This is a genomic window from Micromonospora sp. SL4-19 (assembly GCF_047921475.1).
Taxonomy (GTDB): domain Bacteria; phylum Actinomycetota; class Actinomycetes; order Mycobacteriales; family Micromonosporaceae; genus Micromonospora.
The window spans coordinates 427,675-447,237 of the sequence record NZ_JBLROB010000002.1; the positions used below are offsets into that span (position 1 = coordinate 427,675).

A 19,563-nucleotide genomic window follows, 5' to 3' on the forward strand; every position below is an offset into this window, starting at 1 on the left:
GTGGCGCGTCCCGGTCCGGCCCGTTCGTCACCCCGGGACCGGATGGCGAAACCCCAGGTCAGCGCTACCGTTCGCCGCGTGTCGGAGTGGAGCTGCGGGTGCTGCGGGCGCTGGCGGGTCAGCGTGGAGTTGATCCGCGGGCGGTACCGGTACCGGCTGGTGCACCGCTACCGCCCGGAACACGGCGGCGGCGCCAACGTCATCGGCGAGGTCGCCTCGGTGGCCGACCTGGCGGAGCTGCTCCGCCGGTACGCCCCGGTCGGCCTGGCCGACCTCCGCGAGGCCGCGTAGCCGCGGCCGTCCCGCGGTGGGCGGGCCGCCGGCGCCCGTACGCTGGCGCTGTCCCCGTGCGAGGAGGTGCCCACTGTGCCGGAGCTGACGTACCCCGAGGTGGGGGCGACCCGCGACGGGCGGCTGCCGGCCGGTTACCACCACCTGCGCCACCGGGTCCGGCTGCCGGACGGGTGCTTCGAGAGCGCGGCGGACGCGGTGCTCGACTGGCGGCTGCACCGGGCGGCGGGGGTGGCGATGCGCACCGACGCGCCCCGCGCCGACGCGGGGGTGCGGGTAACCCCCGGCCTGGGCGTCGGCCCGCTGCGGATCTGGGGCCCGACCGAGGTGGTCTGGGCGGTGGACGAGTCGGACCGGGCCGGGTTCGGCTACGGCACCCTGCCCGGGCACCCCGAGGTCGGCGAGGAGGCGTTCCTGGTGCGCCGGGAGACCGGCGGGGTCTGGTTCGAGGTGTCCGCGTTCAGCCGCCCGGCCAGCTGGTACGTGCGCGCCGCCGGGCCCGTCGCCCGGGCCGTGCAGCACGCGTACGCCTGGCGGTTGGGGCGGACCCTGCGCCGGCTCTGCGCGCAGAGCTGACCGTTCAGTACGCGGCGAAGGACCGGATCGTGGCGCGGGGGCCGTACCTCGGCGCCTGGATGCCGGCCGCCTCCAGCAGCAGGCAGACCCGCCCCCGGTGGCCCCGGAACGGCTCCAGCAGCGTCAGCATCCGGGCATCGTCCCCGCGCGGCTCCCCGGCGAGCGCCCAGGCCACCGTGTTGGGGATGTGGTAGTCGCCGACGCTGACCGCGTCCGGGTCGCCGTACGCGATCCGCACCACCTCGGCGGCGGTCCACGGGCCGATGCCGGGGATCGCGGTGAGCCGGCGGGTGGCCTCGGCGGCGTCGGCGCAGCGCTCCAGCCGCGACGCGGCGGCGGCCGCGCGGCGCAGCGTGTCGGCCCGCCGCTGCTCCACCCCGAACGGATGGAAGACCCAGTACGGGGTGGCCGCCACCGCCGCGGGCTCGGGCGGCAGCAGCAGCGACGGCACCGGCCCGGGCGCCGGCTCGCGGAAGTGCCGGACCGTCGCCGCGTACGCCCGGTAGGCCTCCTTGCCGGTGACCTTCTGCTCCAGCACGGCCCGCAGCAGCCGGGGGAAGACCTGGCCGGTGGCCGGCATCCGCAGCCCGTGGTGCTCCCGGGCCAACCGGGCCACCAACGGGTGAGCGGCGGCGAGGTCGGCGAAGCCGGCCAGGTCGTCGTGGAGCCCGGCCACCGCGTCGGCCCGCTCGACCACCCAGTCGGCGCCGGGCCCGTATCCCTCGGCGACCAGTTCACCGGCGGCGGGGCGCAATGCGAGGGTGGCCGGCCCGGCCGGAGTGCGGGTGGCCCACCAGAAGGTGCCGGCGGCGATTCGGGCGCACGGGTCGTACGAGCTGAAGGTGAGGGCCCGGACCGAGGCGGCCAGCCGGTAGCCGGCCGGGGGGCGCAGCGTCCGGGCGGCGGCGGGGGTGCTCACCCCGCCACTCTGCCACGGGAGCGCCGCGTGACGGGCGACACACCGTGCGCCTGCAGGCCTCCGGGAGTCCCCGTGACCTCGGCCACCCACCCGGGCCGCCGGTGAGACGGAACGACCCGCCGAGCGGATCAACGGGGCACGGAGAAAATTCCGGGCGGTGGCGGGGTGGAGTCCGTGGCGTCGGCGTCGTGCACCACCGGGGCACCTCCGGCGAACCGGTCCAGGTCGTCGCCGGCCAGCACCCGGCCCGGGAACCAGTCGCCGGCGGCCCGCCGGGTCAGCTCCGGCACCGGCGGCTCGACCCGGGACGCGACGAGCACGAGGTTGCCGTAGCGCCGCCCGCGCAGCACCGCCGCGTCCCCGACCAGGCAGGCTCGGGGCAGCACGGTACGGACCGTGGCGACCTGCGCGCGGGCGTGCCGCAGCGGCGGCCCGTCGGCGATGTTCGCCAGGTAGGTCCCGCCCGGGCGGAGCACCCGGGCCACCTCGGCGGCGTACTCCGCCGAGGTCAGGTGGGCCGGGGTGCGGGCGCCGGCGAAGACGTCCGCCACCACCAGGTCGTAGCCGGCGTCCCGGCTCGACGTCAGGGTGGCCCGGGCGTCGGCCACCCGCACCCGCAGCCGGGGGTCGGCGGGCCAGGGCAGCGCCCGCCGGACCAGCTCCACCAGGGCGCCGTCCACCTCGGACACCCGCTGGGTCGACCCGGGGCGGGTGGCCGAGACGTACCGGGGCAGGGTCAGCGCGCCGCCGCCCAGGTGCAGCACCCGCAGCGGTGCGCCGGCCGGGGCGACCAGGTCGATCGCGGCGGCCAGCCGCCGGACGTACTCGAACTCCAGGTGGGTGGGGTCTGCCAGGTCGACGTGGGACTGCGGCGCGCCGTCCAGCAGCAGCGTCCACGACCCTGGCCGGTCCGGGTCCGGCACCAGCTCGGCCTGCCCGGTGTCGACCTGCTCGACCACCCGGTCCGCGCCGCGTCGGCGGCCCATCAGCGCGTGATCCCCCGGGCCGCCGCGGTCAGCACCCGGTGCAGCAGGCGGGCGTCGCCGAGCAGCCCGCGCAGCCGGCGCTCCAGGCCGGCGATCGGGATGAGGTTCTGCGGGGCCCGCGGATCCTTGTACGGGGAGGAGGCGAATCGGGGCAGGGTCACCAGGGAGAGGTCGGCCAGCTCGATCGCCTCGGCCTCGGTCAGCTCGGCCGAACACTCCATCCGGACGATGCCCGCCCAGGGCGCGCCCCCGGCCACGGGCAGGCGCAGATACCACGAGTAGCCGCCCCATGCGGTGCCCAGCCGGAACACCGGGCAGCGCTGGCCCGGGGCCAGCCCGGTGACCACCGCGGTCAGCCGGGCGTCGAGATACTGGCTGTGCTGGGTCTTGATGTAGCCGAGGGTGCGCGGCAGCTGCCGGCGGCTGCGCAGCGGGCCGTCGACCACGAGCAGGTCGCCATCGGTGCGCGCGGCATCGGAGACCGCCACTTCCAGCGCGGTCAGCGGCGCCTGCACCGCGGCCGGCAGCTTGCTCAGCTCACCGGTGCCGCCCACCCGGTGCACGGGGTAGCGGATCTGACCGGCCACCACGTCCTGGGCCGACGGGCTGGCCGTGAACAGCCCCCGGCCCACCTGTGCGCCGGCCAACTCCGCCGCGCCGCGCTCCAGGTCGCAGCGGACCACCCCGGCGGCGTACGAGGCGGCGATGCCGGGGAACGAGCCGCCGTCGTCCTCGGCCGTCCAGACGCTGGCGTCGATCCGGCGTACCCCGTCCACCAGGAGCACCACGTCCGGGGCGACCACGTCCCGCCGGACGCCGATCGCCCGCCAGTCCGCCGCCGGCAGTTCGACGTCGGCGTCGACCTGGGCGCTGCTCGGCGCGGCCGGTCCGCCCCCGCCGGCCGCCTCGAACGACGCCCCGTACGCCGGATCCCACGCGTCGACGAAGAGCCGGGGCCGACTCACCGGGCACGCCTTTCGTTCGCGACTGCGGGGCTCCGCTGCGCTGCACTCCTCGCGCTCACAGGGCCGCCTTTTCGTTCGCGACTGCGGGGCTCCGCTGCGCTGCACTCCTCGCGCTCACAGGCCGGTCCGTTCCACTCGGGCGGTGCGGGCGTCCTTGCGGACCTCGAATCGGACCGGGATCCGCTCGGCCAGGGCCGGCACGTGGGTGACCACGCCGACCATCCGGTCGCCACGGGCGGCCAGGTTCTCCAGGGTGGCCGCGACGGTGTCCAGGGTGGCCGCGTCCAGCGTGCCGAAGCCCTCGTCGAGGACGATCGACTCCAGGCTCGCCGCGGTGGTCGACATGCCTGCCAGCTGCTGCGACAGCGCCAGGGCCAGCGCCAGCGACGCCTGGAAGGTCTCTCCGCCGGAGAGGGTGCGCACCGCGCGGCGCAGCCCGGCGTCGTGGTGGTCGACCACGAAGAACTCGCCCTTGTCGTGCACCAGGTCGTACTGGCCGCCCGAGAGTTCCCGCAGGATCTGCGACGCGCCGTCGACCAGCAGGTCCAGCGCCTCGGCCAGCAGCCAGCGTTCGAAGTTGTTGGCCCGCAGGTGCCCGGCGAGGGCCCGGGCCACCCGGGACTCCCGCTCGTGGCCGGCCCGTTGCTCGCGCAGCTCGGCGGCCTGCTCCCGGCGCTCCGCCAGCCGGCGCAGCTCCGCCTCGGCGCGCTCGACCGCCACCGCGGCGTGCCGCAGCGGGTCGTCGGGCGCGTTCAGCCCGGCGGCGGTGAAGACCGCGGCGATCCGCGCCCCGACCTCGCCGGCGGTGGCCTCGGCCACGCCGACCGACTCGGCCAGCCCGCCCCGGTCGGCGCGCCGCCGGTCGGCCTGCTCGCCGGCCCAGCCCGCCAGGACCGCCCAGGCGGCGGCCACGTCGGCCCGGTCGGCGACCGGCGGGCCGAACCGGGCCAGCCCGTCCCGGGTGGCGTCGAAGTCGCGCCAGGCGCGGCGCAGCCGTTCCTCCGCGCCGTCGAGCGCGCCCCGGGCCCGGCGGGCGCCGTCCCGGCCGGCGCGCACCGCGCCCCCCGCCTCCTCCAACGCGCGGCGCAGCCGGGCGTGCTCGGCCAGGGCCTCCCGCAGCGTCTCCGGCGTGGCGGCCTCGGCGAGCTGGTCGTCCAGCTCGGTCAGCCGGGCCCGCAGCTGGTCGTGCTCGGCGCGGGCGCGCAGCAGCACCCGGTCCAGCTCCCGCGCGGCGGCGTCGCGCTCCTGCACCAGCCGCTTGGCCGCCTCGCTGGCCGTCCGGGCCGCCTTGCCGGCCGCGATCGCCCGGGCCACCGCCGACCCGGCCGGCACCCCCGGCACCCGGGGCACCACCTGCTCGCAGACCGGGCACGGGCCGCCCTCGACCAGGTGCGCCCGCAGCGCCACGGCCTGGTCGGTGGCCTTCGCCTCCTCGTGCGCCCGGAACGCCGCCTCCAGGTCCGCCTCGGCCCGCTCCGCGGCGGCCCGGGCCTCCGCCAGGGCCCCGGTCGCCGCGTCGTGCTCGGTGTGCGCCGCGGTCACCGCCGCGTGGACCGCCGCCGCCTGGCTGGTCAGCTGCTCCCGGTCGGCGTGCGCCTTGAGCAGCAGCCGCAGCGCGCTCTCGTCGCCGGCCGCGGCCAGCTCGCCGCGCAGCTTCTCCTCCCGCTCCTCGGCCAGCCCGACGGCCGTGGCGGCCTCGTCGGCCGCGACCCGCGCCGCGGTCACCGCCCGGGCCAGCTCGGCGATCCCGTCCGGTGGCCGTACCCCGGCCAGCACCGCCAGCTCCGCGTCGAGCGCGGCCAGCGTCGCCGCCACCTCCCGCGCCGTCGCCCGGGCCCGGTCCAGCTCCGGTACGGCCACCGCGACCGCCTCGGCCAGCTCGCGCATCCGGTCCACCCGCTGCCGCGCCCCGGCCAGGGTCTCGTCGTCGACGTCGGCGAGACCGCCGAGCATCTTGTCGACCGTCTCCAGCTTCGCCTCGGCCTGGCCGGCGCGCTCGGTGGCCTTCTTCTGCACGTCCTCGTAGATGCCGAGGCCGAGCAGGTTGACCAGGATCTGCTGCCGGGTGGCCGGCTTGGCGTGCAGGAAGTCGGCGAACTGCCCCTGCGGCAGCACCACGCAGCTGGTGAACTGCTCGTAGGGCAGCCCGACCGCCGCCAGCACCGCCTGTTCCATCTCGGCGGGCGTGCCGGCGACCACCTCGCCGAGGTCCTCCGGGCTGAGCCCGGTGTCGAGCTTGGTGACGTCGAACCCGGGTGGCATGAGCTGGAGCCCGGCGTTGGCGGTCTTCACCGTGCCGCGGCCGTCCCGGCGGACCACCCGGGTCGCCACGTACCGGTCCCCGGCGGACTCGAAGACCAGCCGGACCCGGGCCTCGTTCGCCGACGGCGCGAGGGCGTTCGCGAGGCCCCGGGTGCCGCCCCAGCGGGGCACGGTGCCGTAGAGGGCGAAGCAGATCGCGTCCAGCACCGTCGACTTGCCGGAGCCGGTCGGCCCGACCAGCGCGAAGAAGTCCGCGTCGGTGAAGTCGACGGTGGTCTCCTCGCGGAACACGGTGAACCCGGCCAGGTCCAGTCGCATCGGTCGCATCAGCGTTCGACCTCCTCGAGCAGCTCGTCGAAGAGTTCCTGGACGCCCTCGTCGGCGTGGCCCCGGCTGTTCAGGTAGTCGGCGAAGAGCTCCCGCGGTGAGCGGCCGGCCCGCTGCGCGGTGCGGGTGGCGCTGCCGGGGGCCGGCACCAGCTCCGGGTCGATCCGGATCTCCAGCGCCCGGGGCAGCAGCTCCTGCACCTCCTCGCGCAGCCCGGCGCGGGGCTGCTCGCGGACGTAGACCCGCAGCCAGCCGTCGGGCACGTCGAGCTCGGCGAGCTGGGCCAGGGTGCCGCGGACCGTCCGCAGCGGGGTGGCCCCGGGCACCGGCACCTCCCGGATCTGGGCGGCGGTCGTCGCGGTCACCTCGACCAGGGTCACCGAGCCGACGTTCTCCTGCTCGCCGAAGTCGACGGCGAGGGGGCTGCCGCTGTAGCGGATCGGGCAGGGGCCGATGACCCGCTGGGAGCGGTGCAGGTGGCCCAGCGCCACGTAGTGCGCGTTGCCGGGGAAGACGGTGGCCGGGACCGCGTATCCGAGGACGGTGTGGGCGTCCCGCTCACCGCCGCCGGTGCTCGCCCCGACCACGGTCAGGTGGGCGGTGACCAGGTGCACCCGGTCCGGCTCGGTGAAGCCCTCGGCCAGCCGGGCGAGGACCCGCCCGAGATGGTCGGCGTACGTCTGGTTGGCCTCGGCGGCGGTCAGCTCGTACATCTCCACGGCGCGGACGGCGTACCGCTGGGAGAGGAAGGGCAACGCGGCGAGTTGCCAGCGCTCGCCGCCGGCGGTGACCCCGTCGATGACGTGCTCGGCCGGGTTGTCGCGGACGCTGCCGCGCAGCGTGATGCCGGCGGCCTCGGCCCACGGGCGCAGCGCGTCGAGGGCCGCGCCGTTGTCATGGTTGCCGCCGATCGCCACCACGTCCGCCCCGGTGCGCCGCAGAGCGGTCAGCGCGCGGGTCACCACCCGGGTCGCCTCCGGGGTGGGCGCCGCGGTGTCGTACAGGTCGCCGGCCACGATGACCAGGTCGGGCCGCTCGGCCCGGGCGATCTCGATCACCTCGGCGAGCACCTGCTTGTGCTCGTCGGCGCGTGACTGCCCCTTGAGGACCTTGCCGACGTGCCAGTCGGAGGTGTGCAGGATCTTCATGGGTCACCGTCTCCCTAGAACGGGATGTCGTCGTCGGTGCCGCCCGAGCCGATCACCGCGAACGGGTCGGCCGCCTGGGTGATCGAACGCAGCGTCTCCGACGGCGCCCGGCCGGCCTCGGAGACCCGGGTCGCCCAGGCCGGGAACGGGAACTCCAGGCAGAGTGGCACCGGGATGTCCGGCTGGTTGACGAACATGGTGCCCGGCTTGGCCAGCAGCGCCCGTTGCCGCTGCGCGGGCGGGAGGAAACCGTATTCCGGGCGGGACGCCTCGGCCGGGTCGAGCCGGCCGACCACCCGGATCGCCGAGTTGGTGACGATCCGCCGCTCCACCTCGCTGGCGGTCTGCTGTGCGCCGACCAGGATCACCCCGAGCGAGCGGCCCCGCTCGGCGATGTCGAGCAGCACCTCCTTGATCGGGGAGGAGCCCTCGCGCGGGGCGTACTTGTTGAGCTCGTCGAGGACGACGAAGAGCAGCGGCTTGGCCGTGCCGGCCTTCTCCTTGCGTTCGAACTCGCTCTTCAGCGTCACGCCGACCACGAAGCGCTGCGCCCGGTCCGGCAGGTTGTGCAGGTCGACCACGGTGACCTGGGCGCTCTCCGCGGTGTTGATCGAGTGCGGGCGGCGGGTGGCCAGGTCGCCCCGGATCAACCGGCCCAGGTCCTTCTTGCTGCCGATCAGCCGGCGGGCGAACGCGTTCACCGTGCCCAGGCCGACCGCGCTGCCCGCCCAGTCGCCCCGGGTCTCGTCGTCGTTGAGCTGCTCGACGATGTGGTCGACCAGGTCGGCGTACGAGCCGAGCCGGACGCCGTCGATGCTCACCCCGCCGTCGGCCGGCTGGGCGTACCGGGCCAGGTGGGCGGCGACCGAGTGGACCACCATCGTGTACTGCTGCCGCTCGTCGTCGGCGTCGGCGAAGACGTACGGCAGCAGCCGGTCCGCGCAGAACTCGCTCAACGTCCAGTAGAAGCTGTCCACGCCGGTGAGCCGGCTGCTCACGTCCGGCGTGCCGGAGGAGTCGCCGACCCGGGGCGGCGCGTAGACCCGCACGTCGGGGAAGGCACCGGCGGCCAGCCCGAGCTTCGCGTAGCCGGCCCGGGTGTCGTCGTCGAGCCGGGCGTTGGGGTGGTCGAGGAAGAGCAGGTCCTCGCCCTTGACGTTGAAGATCAGCGCCTTGGCGTTGACCGCGTCGCCGCCGAGCACGCCGGAGCGGAAGACCGAGTAGAGCAAAAAGGTGGCGAAGCTGGTCTTGGTGGCCACGCCGGAGATGCCGGAGATGGAGACGTGGGCGCCCCGGGTGCCGTCGAGGAAGTCGGCGTTGAGGTAGACCGGGACGCCGTCGCGGCCCATGCCCATCGGGATGCGCCGCTCCATCCGGTCGAAGTGCAGCGCCCGGGCCCGGGCGTCGCCCTCGGCCCGGTGCACCACCGCGCCCGGGGTGGGCGGCACGTAGAACTCCGGGTCCACCCGGGTGGTGGTGACCTCGGCAGCCTCCTGCACCTGGGCCGGCAGCGTGCCGTCGGCGATGGCGAACACGTCGGAGTCGAACTGCGCACCCTCGTGCCGGGCCCGCACCTGGGTGACCACGCCGGCGATCGTCACCGGCTCCCGGTCGGGCAGCTCGCGACGGGTGACCACCACGTCGTCGAGCTGGAGGTAGCTGCCGGGGGAGACGGCGGTCCAGAAGGTGAGCGGGGTGGCGTCGGCGGTGCCGAGCACCCGGCCGACCCCGTCGCCCGGGCCGTCGAGCAGGTCGTCGGTCATGGGCGGTCTCCGGAAGGCAGGTCGTCTCGGTCGCGGCGCACGAGGTGCATCCTGCCCGAGGGATGCGACAGGTTGCCACGCGACGCGGCGGATGCCACGCGGCGCCGTGTCGATGCTGACGGTACGGGCTCGTGTCGTCACCTGGCGTCATCGAATTCGGCCGCCGCCGGGGAAGCCGACCCGACGGCGGCCGCCGGCGGTGGCGCGGGCGGTCAGGCGGCGGGCGCGGAACCGGCGGGTGGGACATCCCCCGGGTCGCGTGCGTAGCGCAGCATCAGCACCCCGTCCTCGGCGGCCAGCACGTGGCGCAGCGGCAGCCGGCGCGGCGGGCTGGCGTCGCCGGCGGTGATCCGGCCCGGGCCGGCGCCGGCGAGCAACGGCGCCACGGTCAGGCAGAGCTCGTCCACCAGGTCGGCGGCGGTCAGCGCACCGAAGAGGTACGGGCCGCCCTCGCAGAGCAACTGGTCCAGCCCGCGGCGGCGCAGTTCGGCGAGGCCGGCGGCGAGGTCGACCCGCTCGGCGCCGCAGCGGACGAGGTCGGCCACCGTGGTCAGCCCGGGCGGCGGCTCGACCCCGGCGCGGGTGAGCACCAGCGGCCGGACCGGCGCGTCGGCGAAGCACGCCTGGGCCGGATCCAGGTCCAGCGAGCCGGAGACGACCACCAGGGTCGGGTATTCGGTCAGGCCGTGCTCGCGCCGCCAGGCACGGCGGTCCTCGCTCAGCCGGACCGCGCGGTAGCCCTCGTGACGCAGGGTGCCGGCGGCCACCACCAGGCCGTCGCAGAGCATCCGGAGCAGGCCGAAGACGCGCTTGTCCGGCGCGCCGGAGAGCCCGGCGGAGTAGCCGTCCAGGGCGACCGCGCCGTCGGCGCTGGCCACGAAGTTCACCCGTAGGTGGGGCCGGCCGGGGCGACCGTAGAGCGCGGCCAGTTCGGGGTCGGTCAGTGGACCGGTCGCGGGCGTCGGCCAGACCCGCGCGATCGGGGTACCGGCGGTCATTCGCCGGCCGGACCGGTGACCGGAGGGGTCGGTTCGGGGGTACGGTGCTGGCAGTCGCACCACTTCCGGCCCGGACAGTCGTCGTGCCGTCGTTCCCGGCACGCTCGGCAGATCATGCTGGCAGCCTATGCCGAGGGGGATGGGACAGCCATGCCGCGTCAGATCTTCCAGCTCACGGTGTCGCTGGCCGGGGTCCGGCCGCCGGTGTGGCGGCGGGTGCTGGTTCCCGGCGGCTACACCCTGGACCGGCTGCACCGGGTGACGCAGCACGCGATGGGTTGGCGGGACTGCCACCTGCACTCGTTCGAGATCGACGGCCTCCAGTACGGCGAGCCCGACCCGGACGGTGAGCTGGCCCTCCGCGACGAGCTGGACGTCCGGCTGGACGCGGTGGTGGGCAAGGGCAGTCGGTTCCGCTACACCTACGACTTCGGAGACTGGTGGGAGCACGACGTGCTGGTGGAGGACGTCTGCACCGCCGACCCGGACGAGCGCTACCCGTCCTGCCTGCAGGGGGAGCGGGCCTGCCCGCCGGAGGCCGTCGGCGGCCCGGCCGGATACGCGGTCCTGCTCGCCGCGCTCGCCGATCCGCATCACCCGGAGCGCCGGGTGATGCGGGACTGGGCCGGCGCCGGCTTCGACCCGGGTGCCTTCGACGCCGCCCGCGCCACCACCCTGCTGCGCCGCTTCTGCTGACCGCGTCCGGGGGCGCTCCGAGAGCGGGGCGGTAACGATCTGGGAACGCTCCCATAGGTCTATTGACACCCCCGACACCTGCCGGCAATCTCATGGGAGCGCTCCCGTGAGTGGTGTAGATCTCCTTCCTGCCCGCTCTCGGGTCGCCGCCCGCGGCCCCTCGGTCGGTGGTGGCGAGCGGCGCGGCAAGCACCCCCCACCACACGACACAGCCTCACCACCGAAAGAGGGGTCTCGGATGAGCGTCCCATTCCGCCGCCGTCGGCTCGCGGCCATCGCAGTCGCGTCCGTGGCGGTGCTTCTCACCGCCACCGCGTGCGGCGACGACAAGTCGGGCAGCAGCAGTGACGGCCCGATCACCCTGGTCGTCGACGTCTTCGGCGACCAGGGCTTCGGCTACGAAGAGCTCTACAAGCAGTACGAAGCGGAGCACTCGAACATCAAGATCCAGGAGCGGGGCAAGGGCCTCGGCCTCGGGGACTACAACACCCGGCTGACCCAGCAGATCACCGCCGGATCCGGTGCCGGCGACGTGGTGGCCCTGGAAGAGGGCACCATCGTGCAGTACTACGCGCAGACCGACAAGTTCGTGAACCTGGCCGACCACGGCGCGAACGACCTCAAGGGCAACTTCCTGCCGTGGAAGTGGGAGCAGGGCACCACCCCCGACGGCAAGGTGCTCGGCCTCGGCACCGACGTCGGCTCGATGGCGCTCTGCTACCGCAGCGACCTGTTCAAGGCCGCCGGCCTGCCCACCGACCGGGAGCAGGTCGGCGCCCTCTGGCCCACCTGGGACGAGTTCATCGCCGCGGGCCAGAAGTTCGCCACCGTCGACAAGAAGCACAAGTTCGTCGACTCGGCGACCAACTTCTACAACGTGGTGCTGATGCAGAAGGCGGGCGCCGGCACCGGCTACACCTACTACGACAAGAGCAGCAAGCTGGTCATCGGCGAGAACCCGGACATCAAGGCGGCGTACGACCTCACCACCAAGATGATCGCCGCGGGCCTGTCGAACAACCTCCAGTCGTTCTCCAACGAGTGGAACGCCGGCTTCAAGAACGGCACCTTCGCCACCATCGCCTGCCCGGCCTGGATGACCGGTGTGATCAAGGGTCAGGCCGGTGACGCGGCGGCCGGCAAGTGGGACGTGGCCAAGGCCCCCGGCAGCGGCGGCAACTGGGGCGGCTCCTTCCTGGCCGTGCCGAAGTCGAGCAAGCACCCCAAGGAGGCCGCCGAGCTGGCCAAGTTCCTGACCAGCGCCAAGGGCCAGATCGAGGCGTTCAAGAAGGTCGGCAACCTGCCGTCCTCGCCGCAGGCGCTGGCCGATCCGGCCGTCGCCGACTCGACCAACGACTACTTCAGCGACGCCCCGACCGGCAAGATCTTCGCGGCCGGCGCCAGCGAGCTGAAGCCGGTCTACCTCGGCCCGAAGAACAACGCGGTGCGCACCGAGGTGGAGAACACCCTGCGCGCCGTCGAGCAGGGCAAGTCCGCGGACGAGCAGTGGCAGGCGGCGCTGAAGAACGGCGAGGCCGCCGGTAAGTGACCCGGCCGGACCGACCGCGGGTGGCGCCGACAGTACGGCTGTCGGCGCCACCCGCGGTGCCCGGAGAGCCCCGGCGTCGCCCGTGTGGGTGGGTGACGCCGGCCGAGGATAAGGACCGTCGATGAGCCTCGACCTGCACGCCGCGGCACCCCTTGACCGCGGCCCCACCCGACCCGCCCGCCCCGCGTACCGCCGCCCCGCCTCGTTCAACCGGCTGGACCTGAAGTACTCGCCCTACCTCTACGTCCTGCCGTTCTTCGTGATCTTCGCGGTGTTCAGCCTGTACCCGATCGTGTACACGGTCTGGATCGCGCTGACCGACCGGTCGCCGCTGAACCCGACGATCTCCTTCGTCGGCCTGGACAACTTCGTCGAGCTGCTCACCGACGACCCGAAGTTCTGGAACGCGGTGGTCAACACCTTCGGCATGTTCGTGCTCTCCACCGTGCCGCAGCTACTGCTGGCCCTGGTGCTGGCCAACGCGTTGAACCGGAAGCTGCGCGGGCAGACCTTATTCCGGATGGCCATCGCGATGCCGGTCATCACCTCGACCGCGGTGGTCGCGCTGATCTTCTCCATGATCTACGCGAAGGAATTCGGCCTGATCAACTGGCTGCTCGACGCCGTCGGTCTGGACAAGATCGACTGGCGGGCCAACCGATTCGCCTCCTGGTTCGCCATCTCGACCATGGTCGACTGGCGGTGGGTCGGCTACAACGCCCTGATCTACCTGGCCGCCATGCAGTCCATCAACAGGGACATGTACGAGGCGGCGGCGCTGGACGGCGCCTCCCGCCGCCGTCAGTTCTGGTCGATCACCATCCCGCAGCTCCGCCCGACGATCATCTTCACGTTGATCATCTCGACCATCGGCGGGTTGCAGCTCTTCACCGAGCCGCTGCTGTTCACCAGCGGCGCCGGCGGCATCTCCGGCGGCTCGCAGGGGCAGTTCCAGACCATCACCATGTACCTGCTCGACGTGATGAACCAGCGCTTCCGGTGGGGGTACGCCGGCGCGGTCGCGCTCGTGCTCTTCGTGCTCATCGCGCTGATGTCGACGGTGAACTACCTGCTGGCCCGCCGCATCGGCTCCGACAAGTGAGGTGACGAGATGACGACCACCACGCTCCGCCCACCCGCGCGGCCGGCCAGCCCGCCGCGCGCCAGCCACCAGGCCGCGCGGCTCTGGAGGGCCAGCCCGCTCACCTGGTTCGGGCTGGTCCTCGGGGTGATCCTGTCGCTCTTCCCGTTCTACTGGATGATCGTGATCGCCTCGCGGACCAACGACGCGGCCAATTCCTGGCCGCCGCCGTTCCTGCCCGGCGGCAAGCTCGGCGACAACATCCAGCGGGTGCTCGACAACGGTGACGCCAACATCGTCAAGGGCCTGCTGAACTCGTTCCTGGTCTCCGGCACGATCACGGTCGCCACGGTCTTCTTCGGCTCGCTGGCCGGCTTCGCCTTCGCCAAGCTCCGGTTCCGGGGCAAGAACGCGTTGCTGCTGATCATCCTGGCCTCGATGATGGTGCCGATCCAGCTCGGCGTGCTGCCGCTGTACATCCTGATGGCGAAGCTCGAGTGGCTGAACACCATGCCCTCGGTGACCGTGCCGTTCCTCATCGGCGGCTTCGGGATCTTCATGATGCGCCAGTACGCCGAGCAGGCCGTCCCGAACGAGCTGATCGAGGCGGCCCGGGTGGACGGCTGCTCCACCTGGAAGGTGTACTGGCACGTGGTGATGCCGGCCCTGCGTCCGGCCGCCGCGGTGCTCGGCCTGCTCACCTTCATGGAGCAGTGGAACCAGTTCTTCTGGCCGTTCGTGGTGCTGGCGGACCCGGCCAACCCGACCGTCCAGATCTCCCTGCGCAGCCTCAACACCGCCTACTTCGCCGACAACTCGCAGATCTTCGCCGGTACGTTGATCGCGACCCTGCCCCTGTTCATCGTGTTCGTCCTGTTCGGCCGCCAGATCATCGGCGGAATCATGGAAGGCGCCGTCAAATCGTGAGCGTGAGGAGTGAGCCGGGTTTGCGAGCCCCGCAGTCGCGAACGAAGGGTGGTCCGATGAGCAACCCAGCCAGCCCGCCCGCCGTCGGCGTCCTCGACCAGGGACCGGAACTGACCTTCCCGCCCGGCTTCCGCTGGGGCGCGGCGACGGCCGCGTACCAGATCGAGGGCGCGGCGACCGAGGGCGGCCGGACCCCCTCGATCTGGGACACCTTCAGCCACCTGGAGGGCCGGACGGTGGCCGGGCACACCGGCGACGTGGCCTGCGACCACTACCACCGGATGCCCGACGACGTGCGGCTGATGGCGGACCTGGGGCTGAACTCCTACCGCTTCTCGGTCTCCTGGCCCCGCGTGCAGCCCGGCGGCGCCGGGGCGGCCAACCAGGAGGGGCTGGACTTCTACCGACGGCTGGTCGACGAGCTGCTGGCCCACGGCATCGAGCCGTGGCTGACCCTCTACCACTGGGACCTGCCCCAGCCGTTGGAGGACGCCGGCGGCTGGCCGGCCCGGGACACCGCCGGCCGGTTCGCCGACTACGCCCAGCTCGTCGCCGACGCTCTCGGTGACCGCGTGCCATCCTTCACCACGTTGAACGAGCCCTGGTGCTCGGCCTTCCTCGGCTACGGATCCGGCGTGCACGCGCCGGGCCGATCCGACCGGGCGGACGCGGTGCGGGCCGGGCACCACCTCATGCTCGGGCACGGGCTGGCCGTCCAGGCGCTGCGGGCGTCCCGGCCGCAGGCGCAGCTCGGCATCACGCTCAACCTCTACCCGGTCACCCCGGCCACCCGCTCGCCCGCGGACGCCGAGGCCGCCCGCCGCATCGACGCCCTGGCCAACCGGTTCTTCCTCGACCCGGTGCTGCGCGGGGCGTACCCGGCGGACCTGAAGGCCGACCTGCGTCAGGTCACCGACTTCGGGCACGTCCGCGACGGGGACCTGGCGGTCATCTCAACCCCGCTGGACATGGTGGGCATCAACTACTACAGCCGGCACGTGGTCGCCGCGCCGGTCGAGGGGGCGGAGCCGGAGGCCTACTGGCGGGCGCCGTCGTCCTGGCCGGGCAGCGAGGACGTCCGGTTCGTCACCCGGGGCGTGCCGGTGACCGACATGGACTGGGAGATCGACGCCCCCGGCCTGGTGGAGACCCTGGAACGCGTCCACCGGGACTACACCGACCTGCCGCTCTACATCACCGAGAACGGCTCCGCGTTCGTCGACGCGGTGGTCGGCGGCCGGGTCGACGACCCCGACCGGCTGGCGTACTTCGACGCGCACCTGCGCGCCGCCCACGCCGCGATCCGGGCCGGGGTGCCGCTGCGGGGGTACTTCGCCTGGTCGCTGATGGACAACTTCGAGTGGGCCTGGGGCTACACCAAGCGTTTCGGGATGGTGTACGTCGACTACGACAGCCAGACCCGGATCCCCAAGTCGAGCGCCAGGTGGTTCGCCGAGGTGATCCGACGTAACGGTCTGGCCGCACAATAGGCTGGGTCAGCAGTAACGGGCGGTCCGGCACCGACGCCATAGCAGGTGCCGGGCCCGTTCGACGTCGGAGGAGCACAGGATGACAACGCAGCGCACGCGGTCGCTCGGGCGCCCGACCCTTGACGCGGTCGCCGCCCGCGCCGGCGTGGGGCGCGGCACGGTCTCCCGCGTGGTCAACGGCTCGCCCCAGGTCAGCCCCGAGGCCCGGGCCGCCGTCCAACAGGCGATCGCCGAGCTGGGGTACGTGCCCAACCGGGCCGCCCGGGCACTGGTGACCCAGCGGACCGACTCGGTGGCGCTGGTGGTCTCCGAGTCTGGGGAGCGGGTCTTCACCGAGCCGTTCTTCGCCGCCATCGTCCGGGGCGTCAGCTCCGGGCTGCTGGAGACGCCGATGCAGCTCTGGCTGGCCATGGTGCAGTCGCCGATCGAGCGGGAACGTGTCGAGCACCACCTGACCAACCAGCACGTGGACGGGGTGTTGCTGCTCTCGCTGCACGACGCCGACCCGCTGCCCACCCTGCTGGAGGAGCGCGGACTGCCCGCCGTGCTCGGCGGCCGGCCGGCCCGGATGCTGCACCCCGACGCCCAGGCCGCCTGGTTCGTCGACGTGGACAACGTCGGCGGCGCCCGGCAGGCGGTGGAGCACCTGTTCGCCCGCGGCCGGCGGCGGATCGCCACCATCGCCGGCCCGCAGGACATGGGCGCCGGCCTGGCCCGGTTGTCCGGCTACAAGGCGGCGGTCCGGGCCGCGGGCGGCACGGTCCAGGACGACCTGATCGCGTACGGGGACTTCAGCGAGGGCAGCGGCACGGCCTGCATGCGGCGGCTGTTGGAGGTCTGCCCCGACCTGGACGCCGTCTTCGTCGCCTCCGACCTGATGGCCTTCGGCGCCCTGCGTGCGCTCCGTGAGGCCGGCCGCCGGGTGCCGGAGGACGTGGCGGTGGTCGGCTTCGACGACGCCCCGATCGCCCGGCAGGCCGAGCCGCCGCTGACCACGGTATTCCAGCCGGTGGAGGAGATGGGCCGCCAGATGGCCCGCCTCCTGGTCTCCCGCATCCGCGGCGAGGAGGTCCCGACACCCCACGTCATCCTCGACACCAAACTCATCCACCGCGCCTCCGCCTGATCCGGGCCCCGCAATGCGGGTCAGGACCAGCGGCGGAGTTCGCGCCTGGCGAGGGACGCCTTGTGGACCTCGTCGGGGCCGTCGGCCAGGCGGAGGGTGCGGGCCTGCGCCCAGAGGGCGGCGAGCGGGGTGTCCTGGCTGACGCCGGCCCCGCCGTACGCCTGGACGGCCTTGTCGATCACCCACTCGGCCATGACCGGCGTGGCGATCTTGATGGCCTGGATCTCGGTGTGCGCGCCCTTGTTGCCGACGGTGTCCATCAGCCAGGCGGTCTTGAGCACCAGCAGCCGGGCCTGCTCGATACGCACCCGGGACTCGGCGATCCACTCCCGGACCACGCCCTGCTCGGCCAGCGGCCGGCCGAACGCGACCCGGTCCAGGGCGCGCCGGCAGAGCAGCTCCAGGGCCCGCTCGGCCATCCCGATCAGCCGCATGCAGTGGTGGATCCGCCCCGGGCCGAGCCGGGCCTGGGCGATCGCGAAGCCGCCACCCTCGGCGCCGACCAGGTTCTCGGCCGGCACCCGGACGTCGTGGAAGTCGATCTCGGCGTGCCCGCCGTGCGGGGCGTCGGTGTAGCCGAAGACGGTCATGCCCCGTCGTACGGTGACGCCCGGCGTGTTCCGGGGGACCAGGAGCATGCTCTGCTGCCGGTGCCGGTCGGCGTCCGGGTCGGTCTTGCCCATCACGATGAAGATCTCGCAGCGCGGGTCCATCGCCCCGGACGACCACCACTTGCGGCCGTTGACCACGTACGAGTCGCCGTCGCGGGTGATCCGGGTGGCGATGTTGGTGGCGTCGGAGGAGGCCACCTCCGGCTCCGTCATGCAGAACGCGGAGCGGATCTCCCCCGCCAGCAGAGGCGTCAGCCAGCGGTCCCGCTGCGCCGCGGACCCGAACTCGGCGAGCAGTTCCATGTTGCCGGTGTCCGGGGCGGCGCAGTTCAACGCCTCCGGGGCCAGGTGCGGGCTGCGCCCGGTCAGCTCGGCGAGCGGGGCGTACTGGAGGTTGGTCAGGCCGGCGCCGTAGCGGGAGTCGGGGAGGAAGAGGTTCCACAGGCCGCGAGCCCGGGCCTCGGCCTTCAGCTCGTCCAGCACCGGCGGGCGGGCCCACGGGTCGCCGGCGGCGGCCACCTGCTCGGCGTGCACCGGTTCGGCCGGGTACACGCACTCGGTGAGGAACGCCGCCAGCCGCTCGCGCAGCTCGACCGTACGGGCGTCGTACCCGAAGTCCATCACCGCTCCCTGACCGCGTGCAGACCGTGCTCGACCAGCGGCGCCACCAGCTCGCCGATCCGGTCGAAGCCCCCGCCGAGCGTCTGCCCGAGGGTGTGTCGGTAGTGGATTCCCTCGCAGATCACCGCGAGTTTGAAGCAGCCGAGCGCCACGTGCCAGTGCAGCGGGCCGACGTCGACGTCGCTGCGGCCCGCGTACCGGTCGATCAGCTCGGCGCCGGCGGGAAAACCGGCCCGGGGGCCGAGGCCGTCGGCGACCGGGTTGCCCTCGGCGAGCTCGCTGTCGCCGAGCACACTCCAGTAGGTCAGCAGCAGCCCGAGATCGGCCAGCGGGTCGCCGAGAGTGGCCATCTCCCAGTCGAGCACCGCCCGGACCGCGACCGGGTCGACCGAGACGAGCAGGTTGTCCAGCCGGTAGTCGCCGTGCACGATCCGCCCCGCGTTCGCGCCCTCCGGCACGCTGCCGGCGAGCGCGTCGCGCAGCTCGTCGATGCCGGGCAGCGGGCGGCTGCGGGAGCGGTCGAGCTGGCCGGCCCAGCGGCGCACCTGCCGGGCCAGGTAGCCGACGGGGCGACCGAAGTCGGCCAGCCCGACCGCGGCCGGCTCGACCAGGTGCAGCGCGGCGAGGGTGTCCATCATCGCCATGGCCAGGTCGTGCCGCTGCCCGGCGCTGAGCGGGTCGGTCTGCGAGCGGCTCCGGCAGACCTCGCCGTCGACCTTCTCCATCAGGTAGAACGGTGCGCCGATCACGTCGTCGGCGGGGCAGAGCAGCAGCGTGGCGGGGACCGGGACGTCGGTGGCGGCGAGCGCGGAGATCACCCGGTGCTCGCGGGCCATGTCGTGCGCGGTGGCCAGCACGTGCCCGAGCGGCGGCCGGCGCAGCACCACCTCGCGGTCGCCGCTGCGCAGCAGGTAGGTCAGGTTGGACTTGCCGCCGGCGATCAGCCGCGCCGACAGCGGCCCGGCGGCCAGCTCGGGCCGGTGCGCGGCCAGGTACGCGGCGAGCCGGTCGAGATCGAGCCCGCGGGGAGCCGAACCGGTCGTGGTCTGCGGCGCCGCGACGGCCGGATCGGTCATCCGGTTAGTTGATGGCAGCTCAACCTTCTTGTCAAGGCAGGATTTTCCCGGCGGGACATGCCGCGGCAACAGGGGCGAAATGGTCAACCGGCAGGCTGGGGCCCAGCCTGCCGGCCGCCACGGCCGGCCCGCCACGGGAGGGGGACCAGAG

The 19,563-nt window shown here is 73.8% G+C and carries 17 protein-coding genes; 8 read left to right on the plus strand and 9 right to left on the minus strand.

Features of this window, described 5'->3' with window-relative positions:
* Window positions 1-78 precede the first annotated feature (78 nt).
* Together ACNAVT_RS05785 and ACNAVT_RS05790 are read left to right on the plus strand one after the other, a co-directional pair.
* Window positions 79-291 carry a hypothetical protein gene (locus ACNAVT_RS05785; protein ID WP_416293512.1) on the plus strand — a complete coding sequence of 71 codons (213 nt, stop codon included), beginning with the start codon at window positions 79-81 and terminating at the stop codon, window positions 289-291.
* Window positions 292-366: 75 nt separating this feature from the next.
* Window positions 367-867 carry a DUF1990 family protein gene (locus tag ACNAVT_RS05790; RefSeq protein WP_416293514.1) on the plus strand — a complete coding sequence of 167 codons (501 nt, stop codon included), beginning with the start codon at window positions 367-369 and terminating at the stop codon, window positions 865-867.
* A 4-nt stretch (window positions 868-871) separates the two neighbouring features.
* Here ACNAVT_RS05790 and ACNAVT_RS05795 read toward each other — a convergent pair whose 3' ends face one another.
* From ACNAVT_RS05795 to ACNAVT_RS05825, 7 genes are all read right to left on the minus strand, one after another.
* Window positions 872-1,786, minus strand: coding sequence for a DNA-3-methyladenine glycosylase family protein (locus ACNAVT_RS05795; RefSeq protein WP_416293516.1), 915 nt, complete (start codon window positions 1,784-1,786; stop codon window positions 872-874).
* Window positions 1,787-1,914: 128 nt separating this feature from the next.
* Window positions 1,915-2,772: a spermidine synthase gene (locus ACNAVT_RS05800; protein ID WP_416293518.1), complete on the minus strand. Its 858-nt coding sequence runs from the start codon at window positions 2,770-2,772 to the stop codon at window positions 1,915-1,917.
* Window positions 2,772-3,737 carry a hypothetical protein gene (locus ACNAVT_RS05805; RefSeq protein WP_416293520.1) on the minus strand — a complete coding sequence of 322 codons (966 nt, stop codon included), beginning with the start codon at window positions 3,735-3,737 and terminating at the stop codon, window positions 2,772-2,774. The genes ACNAVT_RS05800 and ACNAVT_RS05805 overlap by 1 nt, the downstream gene beginning before the upstream one ends.
* Before the next feature lie 114 nt (window positions 3,738-3,851).
* A complete protein-coding gene (locus tag ACNAVT_RS05810) occupies window positions 3,852-6,326 on the minus strand; it encodes an AAA family ATPase (protein WP_416293522.1) in 2,475 nt (824 codons plus the stop codon).
* Window positions 6,326-7,474 (minus strand): exonuclease SbcCD subunit D, encoded by a 1,149-nt coding sequence (locus ACNAVT_RS05815; protein ID WP_416293524.1) that lies wholly within the window; start codon window positions 7,472-7,474, stop codon window positions 6,326-6,328. The genes ACNAVT_RS05810 and ACNAVT_RS05815 overlap by 1 nt, the downstream gene beginning before the upstream one ends.
* A 14-nt stretch (window positions 7,475-7,488) precedes the next feature.
* Complete coding sequence (locus ACNAVT_RS05820) at window positions 7,489-9,237, minus strand: ATP-binding protein (RefSeq protein ID WP_416293525.1); 1,749 nt, start codon at window positions 9,235-9,237, stop codon at window positions 7,489-7,491.
* Between the two features lie 212 nt (window positions 9,238-9,449).
* Complete coding sequence (locus ACNAVT_RS05825) at window positions 9,450-10,235, minus strand: pyrimidine reductase family protein (protein ID WP_416293527.1); 786 nt, start codon at window positions 10,233-10,235, stop codon at window positions 9,450-9,452.
* Between the two features lie 150 nt (window positions 10,236-10,385).
* Here ACNAVT_RS05825 and ACNAVT_RS05830 point away from each other — a divergent pair, with 150 nt between their 5' ends.
* The 6 genes from ACNAVT_RS05830 (at window position 10,386) to ACNAVT_RS05855 (ending at window position 17,104) form a co-directional block, all read left to right on the plus strand.
* Window positions 10,386-10,931 (plus strand): plasmid pRiA4b ORF-3 family protein, encoded by a 546-nt coding sequence (locus ACNAVT_RS05830; protein ID WP_416293529.1) that lies wholly within the window; start codon window positions 10,386-10,388, stop codon window positions 10,929-10,931.
* A 238-nt stretch (window positions 10,932-11,169) separates the two neighbouring features.
* Window positions 11,170-12,480 carry an ABC transporter substrate-binding protein gene (locus ACNAVT_RS05835; protein ID WP_416293531.1) on the plus strand — a complete coding sequence of 437 codons (1,311 nt, stop codon included), beginning with the start codon at window positions 11,170-11,172 and terminating at the stop codon, window positions 12,478-12,480.
* A gap of 121 nt (window positions 12,481-12,601) precedes the next feature.
* Window positions 12,602-13,582: a carbohydrate ABC transporter permease gene (locus ACNAVT_RS05840; protein ID WP_416293533.1), complete on the plus strand. Its 981-nt coding sequence runs from the start codon at window positions 12,602-12,604 to the stop codon at window positions 13,580-13,582.
* 9 nt (window positions 13,583-13,591) lie between these two features.
* On the plus strand, window positions 13,592-14,488 hold the full coding sequence (locus tag ACNAVT_RS05845) for a carbohydrate ABC transporter permease (protein ID WP_416293535.1): 897 nt from the start codon (window positions 13,592-13,594) through the stop codon (window positions 14,486-14,488).
* A 56-nt stretch (window positions 14,489-14,544) separates the two neighbouring features.
* Window positions 14,545-15,978, plus strand: a complete 1,434-nt coding sequence (locus tag ACNAVT_RS05850) for a GH1 family beta-glucosidase (protein ID WP_416293537.1) — start codon at window positions 14,545-14,547, stop codon at window positions 15,976-15,978.
* A gap of 79 nt (window positions 15,979-16,057) precedes the next feature.
* Window positions 16,058-17,104: a LacI family DNA-binding transcriptional regulator gene (locus ACNAVT_RS05855; protein WP_416293539.1), complete on the plus strand. Its 1,047-nt coding sequence runs from the start codon at window positions 16,058-16,060 to the stop codon at window positions 17,102-17,104.
* A 20-nt stretch (window positions 17,105-17,124) separates the two neighbouring features.
* Here the strand turns inward: ACNAVT_RS05855 and ACNAVT_RS05860 are convergent, their stop codons facing one another.
* Together ACNAVT_RS05860 and ACNAVT_RS05865 are read right to left on the minus strand one after the other, a co-directional pair.
* Window positions 17,125-18,336: an acyl-CoA dehydrogenase family protein gene (locus ACNAVT_RS05860; protein WP_416293541.1), complete on the minus strand. Its 1,212-nt coding sequence runs from the start codon at window positions 18,334-18,336 to the stop codon at window positions 17,125-17,127.
* Window positions 18,336-19,412: a phosphotransferase family protein gene (locus tag ACNAVT_RS05865; protein WP_416293543.1), complete on the minus strand. Its 1,077-nt coding sequence runs from the start codon at window positions 19,410-19,412 to the stop codon at window positions 18,336-18,338. The genes ACNAVT_RS05860 and ACNAVT_RS05865 overlap by 1 nt, the downstream gene beginning before the upstream one ends.
* Window positions 19,413-19,563: the final 151 nt, after the last annotated feature.